The sequence below is a fragment of the Microcystis sp. M_QC_C_20170808_M9Col genome, assembly GCF_007095495.1.
Taxonomy (GTDB): Bacteria; Cyanobacteriota; Cyanobacteriia; order Cyanobacteriales; family Microcystaceae; genus Microcystis; species Microcystis aeruginosa.
This window is the reverse complement of record NZ_SFBZ01000139.1, coordinates 1-14,356: the sequence shown is the minus strand read 5'-3', so window position 1 is coordinate 14,356 and position 14,356 is coordinate 1. Positions and strand designations below refer to the sequence as shown.

Sequence of the window (14,356 nt, the reverse complement as noted above, 5' to 3'; positions counted from 1 at the left end):
AATAAAGCTTATTAAAAGAATGAGTTATGGATTTACCAATTTTCAACATCTTCGACTTAAGCTGTTTGCTTGCTTTAATTCATAACAAAAATTAACACACGAAAACCAGAAGAGCCAATAATCTAGAATGAGAAAAAATACAGGTAATTATTCAAATGACTCTCCCAAATTTTTTGATTATAGGCTCTCAAAAGGCAGGTACAAGCTGGCTAGCAAAACAACTGCAAAAGCATCCAGATGTATTTATGCCCAAAAGAGAAATTCACTATTTTGATAAATCTTATAATTTCCAAAAAGGACTCTCATGGTATGAAGAGCAGTTTGAGGAAGCAAAAAATCAAAAAGCTATTGGAGAAAAAACGCCTGACTACTTGTGGGCAAATGGACAGGGATGTGAGGGGCATTTACCCAACGTTCACCAGAATATACACTCAATTTTGCCTGATGCCAAGCTAATTATTGTACTTAGAAATCCTGTGAAGAGAGCTATTTCTGCCGTTCATCATATTATCCGTTCGGGGAGAATTTCTCCTTTAAATTTTAATAATATTGATGAGTTATTAATAGGGAAAAAACATTATTTGCTTGAGGGACACGGAGTCATTGATTATGGGAGATATTTTCGTCAGATTGAGGACTATCAGGAATACTTTACTCCCAGCCAGATACTAATTCTTATATTTGAAGAAGATATTGTTAAAGATCCTGTAATTGGTCTGAAAAAAACCTGCGAATTTTTAAATATAGATAATAATTTTAAATTTCAAGGACTCGATCAAAAGGTTAATACTTCTGATGTGCCAATAATTGCCTTAATGTTGATTTATTATATCCCACTTGCTAAACATTTTATTCTTCGTCTTCAAAGATATTTGCCCAAGACAAAGTATCCCTATCCTAGTCAATCAACTATCCGTAAGCTATATGAAATTTATTCTGAAGACAATGAGAAACTGTTTGATTTTTTAGGACGTAGAATAGAAGATTGGGAATTGCTTGAATAGGATTCTCAGGGCAATCACAGCTAAATTTTGAAAATAAACTTAAATTTAAGGACAAAAAATCAATGCTTTATTCCTGGATAAAAAAATATTTGAAAAAAATTACTATTCAAACTTATTTATATTTTCAACCCAATAAAAATCTTAATCTTTTAGACTATTGGGAAGAAAGAGTAAAAAAATATGGTAAGATGTCAGTAGAAGTACCGCATTTATTATCTGTGGGCGAAGTTAACTGATGAGGATGTTGAGAATGAACTGGACCAAAACTTTGGTTAGACTAGGTAAAAATCAGGCAAATAATGTACTGAAATTACTCATGGCTAGAAAATTAACAACCCCTTCTCTAGCTTCCATGACTTTAGATTTTGACGATCTAGAAATCGCTAAACAGTGGCTATCAGACACATCAAATTGGGGAGAGCAAAAAGTTGTCGGTGAGTATGAAACTCAGTTTGCACGCTGGAATGGTTCAAAATATGCTTTTGCTTTTATGGGGGGACGAGTTGCTCTGAGTGCCTGCATTTATGCACTAAATTTGCAGCCAGAAGATGAGGTAATTTTGCCCGGTTATACCTGTGTTGTCGTCCCCAATGCCTTTCACTTTGCTGGAATTAAAACAGTCTATTGTGATATTGAACTCGACACCTATGGACTAGACGTAAGCGAGATTGAGAAGCAAATTACTCCTAATACACGCGCCATTCTGTTACATCATCTTTACGGGCTAGTTTGCCGCGATTATAAAGCTATTCTTGATTTGGCAAAATATCATGGTTTGAAGGTGATTGAAGACTGTACTCATGCTACAGGAGCCGAATATAGGGGGCGCAAGGTTGGTAATCTTGGCGATGTTGCTTTTTACAGCAGCGAACGGTCTAAGGTTTTGAATACTATTCAGGGAGGTATAGCTGTCACCAATGATGATCGACTGGGAAAAAGGCTTCAAGAATATTATGAGCAAGCACCTCTTCCAGATAAAAATTGGATTGACAAGCAGTTACATAACGTAATTTTGGACTTTTATCAGTTCAAACATTCCCGCCGTTGGTTATTAGGAGATTTATATAGTGCGTTATATGGAGATAAGCGTCTGATTTCGACTACCCGTGAGGAGGAACAAGGTATCCGTCCTGCTCACTACGGTAGGAAAATGCCAGCACCGATTGCTGCTATTGGAATCAATCAGCTAAAAAAAATTGATCGTTACAACCAATGCAGACGAGAAACTGCTAGGTATTGGGAGCAGTGGTGTGAGGAAAACGGTTATGAGAAACCCAGGGTAATTGATGGTTCAGTTCCAATTTATCTGCGCTATCCTGTTCTAGTAGAACCTGAGAAAAAGCGAGACACATTGTGGGCATTTAAAGATTTAGGGATTATTCCTGGTGTTTGGTTTGTTCGTAATATTCATCCTTCTCAGGATGTTGATGATTGTCCGAATGCGGATCGAGCAGTTAAGCAGTGTATTAATTTTCCATGTTTAATCATCTGACTATGATTAGGAAATTGACATTTTTGAGAGAATTACCAACTAATATTTGGCTAATGATAATTTCCTATCTGCCCGGCGAAATTGGATTTATACTGAGGTATAGGTATTGGAAACGAAAATTAAAGTACCTGGGTGAAAATGTAAAAATTGATACGGGTGTTTATTTTCAAAAACCAGATTATATAATGATAGATGACAAATGTTGGATTGATAAATATGTAATTATAATGGCAGGTTTAGATCAATCAGAAAGAGAAAAAATTTACTTGAAAAACAAAAATTTTAAAGGCGAACCTGGAGTTGTATATATAGGAAAAAATGTTCATGTTAGTTCTGGATGTATCATTTCTGGAATATCAGCAGGGGTTTACATTTCTGATGACTGCGGTTTCTCAGCTAATTGTAAAGTTTATGCTTTTAGCCATCACTACAGATCCCGAAAAAATCCAGCTAATTCAGAGATTCATTTCGGACCAATGGTTTCCCCTGAGCGGCAATGTTTAGTTGAGGGACCAGTATATCTCGGTAGAAACACAGGGGTTGCATTAAACTCTGTTATTTTGCCAGGTACTTATATTCCGGATAATTGCTTTGTTGCCATAAATAGTGTAGTTTCCCCTAAAAGTTTTCAGAGCAATTCGATCATTTCAGGCAATCCAGCAAAAAGTGGTGAAGAGCGATTTAAACAAAATGAATAAAATTGATTTTTTAACTCAAAATATTGGTGTTGATTGGCAGAATAGCTTACACAATCAAGATAATGTGGATGTTTTTGCTAATCTCTGTAATCAGCTTCCTTTTGAAGAAAATTGTGCTGATACTGTCGTGTCTTTCCAGGTAATGGAACATTTAACCGAGCCAGATTTCTTTTTGTCGGAATGTTACAGAATCCTCAAGTCAAACGGCAGAATATTTATTACTGTGCCGTTTATGTGGCACGTACATGAAGAACCAAATGACTATTTTCGCTATACTCGTTATGGATTAGAGTATCTACTAAAAAAGAATGGTTTTGTTGATATTGAAATCAAAGAAAATACAGGTTTTTGGCAAATGTGGGTACTGAAGTTCAATTACCACACACTCCGCTTTGCTCGTGGACCTCTTAAGTATTTTTGGCTGCCGATATGGTGGTTGGGACAGACTATTTCACCATTTTTGGACAAGTATGATAAGCATCCACAGGAAACTGCAAGTTATACTGTCCTAGCGAGGAGGCCTTGATGTCTCTTAAAAACTCTGCTACATCTGGGATCAAATGGTCTTCAGTTTCCCAAGTGGGTCGGCAATTTATGCAGATTATTACTACTGCTATTCTTGCCCGTTTACTCTCACCTTCTGATTTTGGCTTAGTGGGAATGGCGACCATTGTCATCGGATTTATAGGACTCTTTCTGGATTTGGGGACATCATCAGCAATCATCCAACGCAAAGAGCTTTCTAATACTCTTTTCAATAGTATCTTTTGGCTCAATTTAGCCTTTGGAGTCTTGTCAATGGCGATTCTTTTGTTATTTGCTCCAGTTGCTGCAAGTTTTTACCATGAGCCGAGAGTTACTTCAGTCCTTAGAGTTCTCTCACTGAATTTCTTGCTTTCTAGCATCAGTATTTCACAAAAAGCCCTTTTAGAGAAGAATTTGGCTTTCAATACCTTAGCCAAGATAGAGATTAGTGCTGTGATTGCTGCATCTTTTCTCGGCATTGGTTTGGCAGTCATGGGATTTGGAGTATGGAGCTTGGTTTCTCAAACTTTGACATTAGTCACCGTGACAACAGTTCTACTTTGGTTAGCAACTCGATGGAAACCCAAAATCATGTTTGATTGGAGTGAAGTCAGAGAGATTAGCAGTTACAGCCTACATTTAACTGGATTTAGTATCTTTAACTATTTTTCAAGAAACGCAGATTATCTACTTATTGGAAGGTTTTTAGGCTCTCAAGACTTGGGGTACTACACCCTAGCCTATCGTCTTATGCTTTACCCCCTGCAAAATATTTCTGCGGTAATTGGTCGAGTAATGTTTCCTGTATTTTCTCAAATTCAAAATAACGATGCTAGATTCAGGGCGGCCTATCTTAGAGTGGTCGGCACTATTGCCTTGATCTCCTTTCCAATGATGGTTGGCCTTTGGACATTAGCTAAACCCTTTGCCTTGACATTCTTCGGGGCGCAGTGGCAACCTGTAATTTTACTCTTGATGATCCTATCCCCTGTAGGAATACTTCAATCGGTGATAACAACGATAGGCATAATCTACCAGGTCAAGGGTCGGACAGACTGGTTGTTTCGATGGGGAATTATTTCTGGAACATTGGCAGTAATAGCTTTTGTGATTGGCTTGCAATGGGGTATTATTGGCGTGGCTTCAGCTTATGCGATCGCAACTTTAATTTTGGCTTATCCAAATTTTGCTATTCCGTTTCGCCTGATAAATTTGCCAGTGCGAGACTTGGGGGCAGTCCTCTGGCGGCCCCTGGTTGCCAGCCTAATTATGCTAGGGTTGCTTCTGGTGGTAGGATTTTTATTGCCTGCCAATCTAGCCAGTGGCTGGGTATTAGGGATCTCAGTACCTATCGGCTGCATCACTTACCTGTTAGCTAGCTGGTGGCTCAACCGAAAACAGATTCAGCAATTATTCGACATGATAGGCGTGAAAAAATGAATGCTCAATTGTTAGACAAAGCCAAAATAACCGTCATCCATACTTTTCCAGTCTGGCTACCACAGACGCAAACTTGGATGTATAACCAAGTGCGTTACTTGCCTGATGAGGTAGAAAATCATATCGTCTGCGAGAGGACAGAAAATCTGGAACAGTTTTGGCTGCCTAACATTCACTCTCTGGAGGATGCCCCGAAATGGCGCTATTTCTGGGATAAAGGCTTGCGAAAACTGCGGTTGCGCCGCCATCTGGGATGGCTGGTAGAAATCGCCCAACAGAAAGGGGCTACTATCCTCCACTCTCACTTTGGCATGACTGGCTGGGCAAATATTGAAGCCGCTAATCAGGCTCGACTCAAGCACGCAGTCACCTTTTATGGACTCGATGTTAATTACCTGCCCAATCAAGATCCTCGCTGGCGCACTCGGTATCAGAAGCTCTTTGCCCACGCCGATCTCATTCTCTGTGAAGGTTCCCATATGGCTCAGTGCATCGTCAAGCTAGGATGTCCTGCTCATAAGGTGAAAGTTCACCATCTCGGCGTCAGCGTAAAAGCGATCGCCTTTCAGCCCAGAGTGTGGAACCCTCCTGAACCCCTGCGAGTCCTGATCTCTGCAACATTTACCGAAAAGAAAGGTATCCCCTACGCTCTTGAAGCTTTAGGTCAATTGCAGTATCAAGTCCCCCTGCAAATTACAATTATCGGTGATGCCAGGAATGTCCCTAGCAGTCAGGCAGAAAAACAGGCAATTCTGGCAACGATTGAAAAGTACAATCTCCAGTCAAAAGTCCGCTTACTGGGTTATCAACCCCATAAGGTTTTATTTGAAGAAGCTTACCAACACCATATCTTTCTCTCCCCCAGCATCACCGCTAGTCACGGCGATACCGAAGGTGGTGCTCCTGTTTCCCTGATCGAAATGGCTGCCACAGGAATGCCGCTCATTAGCACTACTCACTGTGACATTCCCGAAGTGATTCTCAATGGCATCACTGGCTTATTGGCAGAGGAGCGAGATGTCGCTGGACTGGTAGCTCATTTGCAACAGCTAGTCAATTATCCTGAACAGTGGTATGCTATGCTTCAGGCTGGGCGCAAACATATAGAAGCAGAATATGATGCCGAGAAACAGGGAGTAAGGTTGGCAGAACTTTATCTTAATATCAAATCCGGTTAATTGCTCAAACTAAAATTATGTCCTCTATGATTCATCATATAATGTTCCCGGTTCTCTAATGATAAAAATGTTAACTCAAGAACGAGTATTAGCCGCCAAAAAAGTTCAGAATCTAAGCAACTACAGTGTTGTTCTCCTGTTTTTCGCCTTAGCAGTTTGGGTTGTGGTACCAATAGTTGGGATATTTCCATTACTTTTATCCGTCCAATTGAATTTATTAAAACCTGGCAAGAAAAGCAAAAGCGAGATATTTCTCAACAACCTATTATTAATCTTAGTTGTCTTCACAGTTAGTGTTTTCTTTTCTTCTGTTTCAGTTAAGTTAGATCTTATAAGATATATCGCAAACTATCAACAATTAGACCGCATTACTCCTTTTGAAGCAGCAGAATCATTTGGGGCTGGATTTGAATTTATTATATATTTACTTGCCTATCCTGTTTATTACTTGACTAATGGAGCTGCTTATGCGTTTTTATTTAATCACGCGCTTATTATTAATACATTAGTTGTCTTTGTAATTAGCAAAAGACTATCGGCAAAGTACTATCCAATTTTACTGATGCTAGTTTTCTCAACGCCAGCCTATTATTTTCAGATGCAGGTCATGAGACAAGCCTTGTCTAATACTTTTTTAATGGCAGCTATTACCACTATTGAATCATCTGGGATTTCTTTTTTTGTTTTCTTATTTCTTTCGGCTTTTTCTCATTTCTCAAACTTTATATATGTTGCTATTTTAGTTTTTTTGAGAATCATAACTAAACCCCAAATATCTTTCCTAAAAATCTTCAATTTAAAAAACATAAAAATAAGGAAAAACCAAAAAACAAATAGGATGTTAGCTATATCTATTTTGGGATTGATTCTTATAGTTGCTCTACTAGGATTTTTCATAGGAATATCTTCTCTAAGTCCCATTATATCTTTTGTACAAGAGTTAGGATTCAGTGATATTGCCCGTACTGTGGAAACAAGAAGTATCTATTATGAAAAATATAATGAGGGTGCAGGTCTGAGTATTATCCTTATAACATATTGGTTATTTATGGGGATTGGAGGAGTGATATCTATCTTAGATAAACAAAATATATCAACTCAAAAATTAGCATTAACTATTATTTTTTCAATACAATTTATTGTTTATATTTTTGTTGTAAATACGGGATTTGCTTGGAGAGCTTGTTTTTTGTTGTTATCGATGAACGGACTTTTTTATGCGCTTATAATAGAAAGTAAGCTAACAAAAATTAAGCCTTTAAATATTATAGCTTTTATTTTTGTGGGACTCATGTTTATGTATAATATTAGAACCTTCTTGATCCAGCTTGCCCAAGGGTGGCTCATGGGTGAAGAACACATATTTTTTGGCGGACAACCTTTACAAATGAATTTATTTGACTACATTAAATTCTTTATTGATGCTACCCCGAATTAATTGATTATATCAAACAAATGTAATCGAATTAAATCGGCATTGAGGTTAGAAATTTATTAGAATAGAGCAAATAAACGAGGAGGAAACCAATGAACTCACCAGTCATATCGATTGTTATTCCGACGCTAAACAGGAGCGATTTGCTTCAGCAAGCTTTAAACTCACTGCAAAAACAAACTTTTAAAGATTGGGAAGCATTAGTAATTGACGATGGCTCTCAAGATGACACCGAAGCAAAAATTCAACAAATGGGATTGAAAGACCAGCGAATCCATTACCTCAAACGTAAGGGGCAAAAATCAGGTGCCCCTGTTTGTCGCAATCAGGGTATGGAGGTTGCCCAAGGAGACTATATCATTTATCTGGATTCTGACGATTGCCTTGCACCCAGGTCTTTAGAAAATAGACTTCGAGAAATGGAATGTCATCCCGACTTAGATTTTGGCGTTTTTCCCTGCGTACTCTTTAAGAATCAACCAGGTGATATGAGAGTCCTATTTAACATTGATACTGACATGAATGATATTGATCGCTTTCTTGCTTTTGATATTCCCTGGCGCAGCCCTATCTGGAGGCGCAGCAGTCTTCTAAGACTCGGTCCTTGGCAAGAAAATCTTCCTAGTTGGCAAGATTTTGAGTATCATCTGCGTCCTCTAATTATGAATTTTAAGTATGAGAAATTTTCTGAACCTGATTATTTTTGGCGAATTTCACAAGGAAAATTAACTAAAAAAGGGAGAAAAATTACAATTGGAGATAATTCCAGGTCGCCAGAACATCTAAAATCCCATGAAAATTTACTTCTTCAACTAGAACAGATGCTGGCTAATTCAGGTATGCTGACAGATAGACGGCGAAATCTCCTTGTAGGAATTTACTCTTGGTTGGCACAAACTTGGGTAGTTAATGGCGATTGGGAAGAGGCTCAAAGGATTTGGAATCTTTGCTACCAGAAAGATTGGATTGAGCTAAAATTATACTTACAAGGAAGATGGTACTTGGAAAATGTGGCACATATACGAATAATTCGTCGCTTGGCACAGAAGTACATTGAATTTTCTTGGGGAAAGGGAATTAGACTCTTCTCTTTCGGGAATTCAAAAACTTATATGAAAATACATCTTCCAACTTCATGGCAGGGCAGGGTGGTATCTTGAAATAAACTGTATCTTGTGTTATGCTTAACTTTAAGCGGTAGTTTAAATTAAGGATAAGCTAAAAAATGCCAACTTTAGACTGGTTAATGCAAGAGTTCAGTTACGGCTATGATAGTGGCAATGTTCTTTCAATTATTCCAAATCTTAAGAGATTTAGGGAAGAGCAAGCTATTGGTGGTTCATATCGAAGAGTGTTTTTTGAAGCTTTACTTCCATATATTCAGCCTGATTCAGTAGTTCTTGAGCTAGGATCAGGCCGAGGCTCTTGGTCAAAAGCAATTTTAAAATATATTCCCTATGGTCAACTGAAAACTGTTGATTTTCAAGATGTTGAAAAATGGCTGAAGCCAGAAAAGTATCAAGGAAGGTTATCGTGTTATCAAGTTCAAGATAATTCATTCTCTTGTGTAGAGAACAACACTATTGATTTCTTTTGGTCTTTCGGTGTTCTGTGTCATAACAATGTAGATCAAATCCGAGAAATTTTAAGTAACTCACTATACAAAATGAAAGTAGGCGCGTTTGCCGTTCATGAGTACGCCAATTGGAAAAAACTAGATAACTATAGCTGGAAAAAAGGTAAAGTACCTACTGAATTTAAAAACCTGCCTGATAATGATATTTGGTGGCCTCGTAACGATATAGAAACAATGTGTCAAATTGCATTAGAATCAGGGTGGAAAATAATCTGTCCCGATTTAGAATTAGTTAAACGCGATTCCATAATAGTATTACAGCGAGTGTAGCTAGAAAAATCAAAGCAAAAATTATGAAATTTCAGAATGAATTTATGGCAGGATCATGTCCCTTAAGTGGTAGCTTAGAAAATGTCTTAATTGAGAAAATAGCCGTCAATGATTTAGTAAAGCTTTATGAGAAGTTGCTGAACTATGATATAGCTTCAGAGTTTGGCGGTATTGAAAAAGTTAATTTTTACCACTGTCTTGAATCAGATCTTTATTTTTTCTTTCCAATCATAACAGGATCAGAGGATTTTTATGAAAAACTACAGAAATTTGACTGGTATTACTTGGAAGAAAAAAATGAATATGATTATGCTAGTCAATTTATCAAACCTTCTGATTTTGTCTTAGAAATTGGCTGTGGAAAAGGAGCTTTTGCTCAAAAGATAGATAGCCAAAACTATACAGGTCTTGAATTCAGTCACAAAGCAAAAGACCTAGCTAAGGGTGGTGTTAACATAATCAATGAATCAATTCAAGATCACGCTGTTTACTTACCCCAAAAATATGATGTAGTTTGTGCTTTTCAAGTGCTAGAACACATAGGAGATGTTCACTCTTTTATAAAATCTAGCATTGCCTGCCTGAAACCAGGGGGAATATTGATTTATTCAGTTCCAAGTTATGATTCGTTTAGCAAATATGTATCCAACTTTTTTCTTGATATGCCACCTCATCATGTTACGCGGTGGACTGATACAAGCTTAAAAAATCTAACTAAATATTTTTCCATTGAAAATCTAGAAATTTGGCATGAACCATTACAAGAAGTTCACAAATCATTTTATGCGACAACTATTGTCAAATTGGCATTATTTAAGTTTCTTGGAAAAGATATAAGGAACATCGATTTTGGCATTACCTATAAAATCCTAGATATAGTGAGTAGAATCATAGGAAAGATTTTTGCTAAAGGTTTGATTTCTTCCGAATTATTTCCTCGAGGAATATCTGTAGTGAGTATTTATCGTAAAATTTAGATAGATAACGTATAATTTTTGACGAATTGCCAACGAATATAGCAAGCTAATGAAACTCTTGAATTTTGGCTGTGGCTCCACCTTTCATCCTGCTTGGGTGAATATTGATATAGCGTCATCTTCACCGGAAGTTAGAGAATATGATATTCGTAAAAACTTGCCCTACCCAGATGCTGAATTTGATGCCTGTTATAGTTCCCATGTCTTAGAACACTTTCAACAAGATGAGGCAAAAAAACTGCTGACTGAATGTTACCGAATTCTCAGATGTAAGGGTATAATAAGAGTCGTTGTCCCTGATCTCGAGGCAATAACTAGAGAATATTTGTCCACTTTAGAAAAAGTCGATTTGGGGATTAAAGAAGCGGAACCTGACTATGACTGGATGATGCTGGAGCTTTATGATCAAACTGTTCGCAGTGTTGGCGGAGGTAAAATGAAAGATTTTCTGCTAAACCCCAGTATTAATAATAAAGATTTCGTCCGTTATCGAATTGGTGCGGAAGCGGAAAAGTTTTGGGAAATTCAAGCTCACCAAAAGTCCATGAGGGAGAGAATAATGGCTAAGAATCCCGCTTGGTTTTTACAGAAACTGAGAATTATCATAGCTAAATATCTAGTAGCACTTGTGGCAGGAAATGAAGCTAAAAAATCTTTTGAAGAGGGGATATTTCGGAATTCAGGGGAAATTCATCTTTGGATGTATGATCGCTATTCCTTAAAGCGGCTGCTGGAGCAAGTGGGATTTATTGATGTGCGTGTTTGTCGTGCTGATGATAGTAGAATACCAGATTTTAATAGTTACGGTTTAGATATGATAGAGTGCAAAATTCGCAAACCAGACTCTTTATTTATGGAGGCCATGAAACCCTAGAAATAACTACACTAAATTAAACTTCAAAACATTGATTAATTTGAAAAGAACTAAAAGATGACAAAAAATATCGTTAAAAAACTCTTCAGAAAACTGGGATTTGAAGTCAAGAGATATAATCTTCATACTTCACAAGTAGCCCTGATGGGAAGGTTACTGGAATATCATCAGATAGAGCTAATTTTTGATGTGGGTGCTAACTGTGGACAGTATGCTAGTTTTCTGCGAGACTGTGGTTATCGAGGCAAAATAGTATCCTTTGAACCTTTATCGAGTGCTTACTCCCAATTACTTACTCTTAGCCAGAAAGATAACTTGTGGGAAATTGCTCCTCGCTCTGCTTTGGGAGACCAAGAAGGTGAAATTACCATTAATATTGCTGGGAATAGTCAAAGTAGCTCTGTATTGTCGATGTTAGATTCTCATCTGCAAGCGGCTCCTGAATCGGCTTATTGTGGTTCTGAAATAGTACCATTAAGACGGCTAGATACTTTATCCAAATACTACATTACAGAAGATACTAAATCAATATTTTTGAAGATCGATGTACAGGGATTTGAAAAGCAAGTTATTGAAGGTGCTTTTCAGATTCTTCCTTTAGTTAAAGGGATTCAAATAGAAATGTCTTTAGTGCCACTATATGATAAGCAAATGATCTTCGAAGATATGCTAGAGTTTATGAGACAACTTGGCTACGAGCTATACACAATTGTTCCGAACTTTGCCGATAGAAAAACTGGAAGACTATTACAAATGGACGGGATATTTTTTAATTCATGAAAGTATGTTTACTAAGTAATTCTGATGGTCGAGGAGGTGCCTATGCCGCCGTTTATCGTTTACATCAAGGCCTGCGGGAAACTGGGATAGATTCGACTCTGTTAGTTAGTGATAAGACTCGTGATGACTATACTGTTTTATCGCCGGCAAGTAAATTAATGAAGGGGTGGACAAAGCTAATACCTGCGGTTGATCACTTGCCCTTGTCATTGTATTCTCAAAGAGAAAGAACGCCTTATTCTATCCAATGGCTTCCCGATCGCCTTGTTTCTAGAGTAGCCCAAATTAGTCCAGATATTATTAACTTACACTGGATTAATGCCGGGTTTTTACAAATTGAAACCCTAGCCAAATTTAAGCAACCTCTTGTTTGGACGGCTCACGATATGTGGCCTTTTACTGGTGGTTGTCACTATAGTGGAGAATGTGATCGCTATACCCAATCCTGTGGTCATTGTCCCCAATTAAAAAGTCAGCAAGATGGGGATATTTCTCGTTGGGTTTGGTGGCGAAAATCTCAAGCTTGGAAAAATCTAAATCTGACTATTGTTACCCCCAGTCAATGGTTAGCAGATTGTGCTAGAAATAGTTCTCTATTTCAGGATTTACGGATAGAAGTAATTGCCAATGGCTTAGATATTCAAAGGTATAAACCAATCGAGAAAAAAATTGCTCGCCATCTCTTAGGATTACCCCAAGATAAGCAGCTTATTCTATTTGGTGCTATGACGGCAACAAGCGATAACCGGAAAGGGTTTCATCTGCTGCTACCTGCTATAAAAAAACTCAGTCAGGGGGAAATATGGCAGCATAAATTAGAGTTAGTGGTCTTCGGTGCCTCTGAACCAGTGAATCCGCCTGATTTTGGCTTAAAAACCCATTATTTAGGCAGATTAAATGATGATATTTCCCTAGCTTTAGTCTATGCCGCCGCCGATATTTTTGTCGCTCCCTCAATTGAGGATAATCTTCCCAATACAGTCATGGAAGCTCTCGCCTGTGGAACTCCCTCTGTTGCTTTTAAAATTGGTGGAATGCCTGATATGATCGAACATCAAGAGAATGGTTATCTGGCTTATCCCTACGATATTGAAGACTTAGCTCAAGGAATTAATTGGGTATTAGAAGATACAGAAAGGTATAACCAATTGTGCATTCGGGCAAGGCAAAAAGTGGAGCAGCAATTTACTTTGGAGTTACAGGCACAAAAATATTTAGAGTTATACGGTGATATCTTGGGCCACAGCAATGGATAGTTAAGCTATAATTGCCATAGTATTTTGCCCCCGTCTCAATTCTAGCCCCTAGATAGGGTCTGCTGGAAAAGTTTTTCCTGGGGGCAGGCTGTGGGGTGTAGGGTGTAGGGTTTTACTCATTTTCAGGTGGCCAATTACCTAATTTTCAGGGAAAAAGTGCCTGAATTTCCCCCCGATCAGTCCCGTATCCAGTACTTTTTGATTGCCAAAAGGTCTAAAAGCCCTTTCCTGTAAGGTTTTTAGCTTTATTCAGCAAACCCTACATAAACTGGTACAAAAAAAGAGGGCAAGAAAGCCTGAAACGACCGGCTACTGACTCCTGACTCCTGACTCCTGACTCCTAACCCCACCAACAAACTTTTTCAGCAAACCCTAATTAATCGCCAACGAGTTGAAAAATCTGCATCCGTTTCAGGCAATGTCCAAAGAGCATGAATGTGATCTGGTAAAATGACAATAGCATCAATCTTAAAATGATGTTGTCGCATAACATATTTAAAAGCATTTCGTAGTAAATCCACATTTTCAGGTTCACACAAAATTCTGTGACGATTGTATGTCACAACTGTAAAAAAAAAGTGGCTCCAGGTGTTTTTGCTCTACGGTATTGCATCAAGTTAGAATAACATTTATTGGATTGGTGTTTACGCAACTGGCGTTGGGTTTCGTGCCTCAACCCAACCTTGTATATTGAGAGAGGTGGTAGACCGTCCCAACCTTGGTCGGAAAAGACCGCTTCGTAGCAAGGGTCACCACCATAATCTCCCTGACAAAACTCGAACAGTCGCCGG

Annotated in this window: 14 protein-coding genes; 13 read left to right on the top strand and 1 reads right to left on the bottom strand. The window is 38.1% G+C overall.

Translation table 11 applies throughout. The features are described from left to right. The first annotated feature begins 155 nt into the window (after positions 1 to 155). The 13 genes from EWV68_RS08415 to EWV68_RS08355 all read left to right on the top strand — a co-directional run bounded on the left by EWV68_RS08415 (position 156) and on the right by EWV68_RS08355 (position 13,565). Positions 156 to 1,004, top strand: a complete 849-nt coding sequence (locus EWV68_RS08415; RefSeq protein ID WP_287169472.1) for a sulfotransferase family protein — start codon at positions 156 to 158, stop codon at positions 1,002 to 1,004. A 250-nt stretch (positions 1,005 to 1,254) separates the two neighbouring features. Beyond that, positions 1,255 to 2,496 carry a DegT/DnrJ/EryC1/StrS family aminotransferase gene (locus EWV68_RS08410; RefSeq protein ID WP_287169470.1) on the top strand — a complete coding sequence of 414 codons (1,242 nt, stop codon included), beginning with the start codon at positions 1,255 to 1,257 and terminating at the stop codon, positions 2,494 to 2,496. 23 nt (positions 2,497 to 2,519) lie between these two features. Continuing rightward, positions 2,520 to 3,194: a hypothetical protein gene (locus tag EWV68_RS08405; RefSeq protein WP_287169468.1), complete on the top strand. Its 675-nt coding sequence runs from the start codon at positions 2,520 to 2,522 to the stop codon at positions 3,192 to 3,194. Beyond that, positions 3,187 to 3,720, top strand: a complete 534-nt coding sequence (locus tag EWV68_RS08400) for a methyltransferase domain-containing protein (RefSeq protein ID WP_287169466.1) — start codon at positions 3,187 to 3,189, stop codon at positions 3,718 to 3,720. Before EWV68_RS08405 ends, EWV68_RS08400 begins: the two co-directional genes overlap by 8 nt. Continuing rightward, a complete protein-coding gene (locus EWV68_RS08395) occupies positions 3,720 to 5,159 on the top strand; it encodes an MOP flippase family protein (RefSeq protein ID WP_287169465.1) in 1,440 nt (479 codons plus the stop codon). Before EWV68_RS08400 ends, EWV68_RS08395 begins: the two co-directional genes overlap by 1 nt. After that, a complete protein-coding gene (locus EWV68_RS08390) occupies positions 5,156 to 6,337 on the top strand; it encodes a glycosyltransferase (protein ID WP_061432991.1) in 1,182 nt (393 codons plus the stop codon). The genes EWV68_RS08395 and EWV68_RS08390 overlap by 4 nt, the downstream gene beginning before the upstream one ends. Before the next feature lie 67 nt (positions 6,338 to 6,404). After that, the gene (locus EWV68_RS08385; RefSeq protein WP_287169464.1) at positions 6,405 to 7,775 is read left to right on the top strand and encodes an EpsG family protein; all 1,371 of its coding nucleotides are present in this window, start codon (positions 6,405 to 6,407) and stop codon (positions 7,773 to 7,775) included. A gap of 89 nt (positions 7,776 to 7,864) precedes the next feature. After that, a complete protein-coding gene (locus EWV68_RS08380) occupies positions 7,865 to 8,932 on the top strand; it encodes a glycosyltransferase family 2 protein (RefSeq protein WP_061432989.1) in 1,068 nt (355 codons plus the stop codon). Between the two features lie 65 nt (positions 8,933 to 8,997). Next, on the top strand, positions 8,998 to 9,678 hold the full coding sequence (locus EWV68_RS08375; protein WP_287169463.1) for a class I SAM-dependent methyltransferase: 681 nt from the start codon (positions 8,998 to 9,000) through the stop codon (positions 9,676 to 9,678). Between the two features lie 23 nt (positions 9,679 to 9,701). After that, the gene (locus EWV68_RS08370) at positions 9,702 to 10,655 is read left to right on the top strand and encodes a class I SAM-dependent methyltransferase (protein WP_061432987.1); all 954 of its coding nucleotides are present in this window, start codon (positions 9,702 to 9,704) and stop codon (positions 10,653 to 10,655) included. 49 nt (positions 10,656 to 10,704) lie between these two features. Beyond that, on the top strand, positions 10,705 to 11,529 hold the full coding sequence (locus tag EWV68_RS08365; RefSeq protein ID WP_287169462.1) for a class I SAM-dependent methyltransferase: 825 nt from the start codon (positions 10,705 to 10,707) through the stop codon (positions 11,527 to 11,529). A 57-nt stretch (positions 11,530 to 11,586) separates the two neighbouring features. After that, the gene (locus EWV68_RS08360; RefSeq protein WP_061432985.1) at positions 11,587 to 12,309 is read left to right on the top strand and encodes an FkbM family methyltransferase; all 723 of its coding nucleotides are present in this window, start codon (positions 11,587 to 11,589) and stop codon (positions 12,307 to 12,309) included. After that, positions 12,306 to 13,565 carry a glycosyltransferase family 4 protein gene (locus tag EWV68_RS08355; protein WP_061432984.1) on the top strand — a complete coding sequence of 420 codons (1,260 nt, stop codon included), beginning with the start codon at positions 12,306 to 12,308 and terminating at the stop codon, positions 13,563 to 13,565. Before EWV68_RS08360 ends, EWV68_RS08355 begins: the two co-directional genes overlap by 4 nt. A 362-nt stretch (positions 13,566 to 13,927) precedes the next feature. On the opposite strand, the gene EWV68_RS08350 is transcribed toward EWV68_RS08355, so the two are convergent. Further along, positions 13,928 to 14,128: a transposase gene (locus EWV68_RS08350; protein ID WP_414683450.1), complete on the bottom strand. Its 201-nt coding sequence runs from the start codon at positions 14,126 to 14,128 to the stop codon at positions 13,928 to 13,930. Positions 14,129 to 14,356 lie beyond the last annotated feature (228 nt).

Excerpts from the sequence above, each read along its gene's own strand:
- EWV68_RS08415 (WP_287169472.1), top strand. The coding sequence starts at position 156 with ATGACTCTCCCAAATTTTTTGATTATAGGCTCTCAAAAGGCAGGTACA.
- EWV68_RS08410 (WP_287169470.1), top strand. The coding sequence starts at position 1,255 with ATGAACTGGACCAAAACTTTGGTTAGACTAGGTAAAAATCAGGCAAAT.
- EWV68_RS08400 (WP_287169466.1), top strand. The coding sequence starts at position 3,187 with ATGAATAAAATTGATTTTTTAACTCAAAATATTGGTGTTGATTGGCAG.
- EWV68_RS08395 (WP_287169465.1), top strand. The coding sequence starts at position 3,720 with ATGTCTCTTAAAAACTCTGCTACATCTGGGATCAAATGGTCTTCAGTT.
- EWV68_RS08390 (WP_061432991.1), top strand. The coding sequence starts at position 5,156 with ATGAATGCTCAATTGTTAGACAAAGCCAAAATAACCGTCATCCATACT.
- EWV68_RS08385 (WP_287169464.1), top strand. The coding sequence starts at position 6,405 with ATGTTAACTCAAGAACGAGTATTAGCCGCCAAAAAAGTTCAGAATCTA.
- EWV68_RS08380 (WP_061432989.1), top strand. The coding sequence starts at position 7,865 with ATGAACTCACCAGTCATATCGATTGTTATTCCGACGCTAAACAGGAGC.
- EWV68_RS08375 (WP_287169463.1), top strand. The coding sequence starts at position 8,998 with ATGCCAACTTTAGACTGGTTAATGCAAGAGTTCAGTTACGGCTATGAT.
- EWV68_RS08370 (WP_061432987.1), top strand. The coding sequence starts at position 9,702 with ATGAAATTTCAGAATGAATTTATGGCAGGATCATGTCCCTTAAGTGGT.
- EWV68_RS08365 (WP_287169462.1), top strand. The coding sequence starts at position 10,705 with ATGAAACTCTTGAATTTTGGCTGTGGCTCCACCTTTCATCCTGCTTGG.
- EWV68_RS08360 (WP_061432985.1), top strand. The coding sequence starts at position 11,587 with ATGACAAAAAATATCGTTAAAAAACTCTTCAGAAAACTGGGATTTGAA.
- EWV68_RS08355 (WP_061432984.1), top strand. The coding sequence starts at position 12,306 with ATGAAAGTATGTTTACTAAGTAATTCTGATGGTCGAGGAGGTGCCTAT.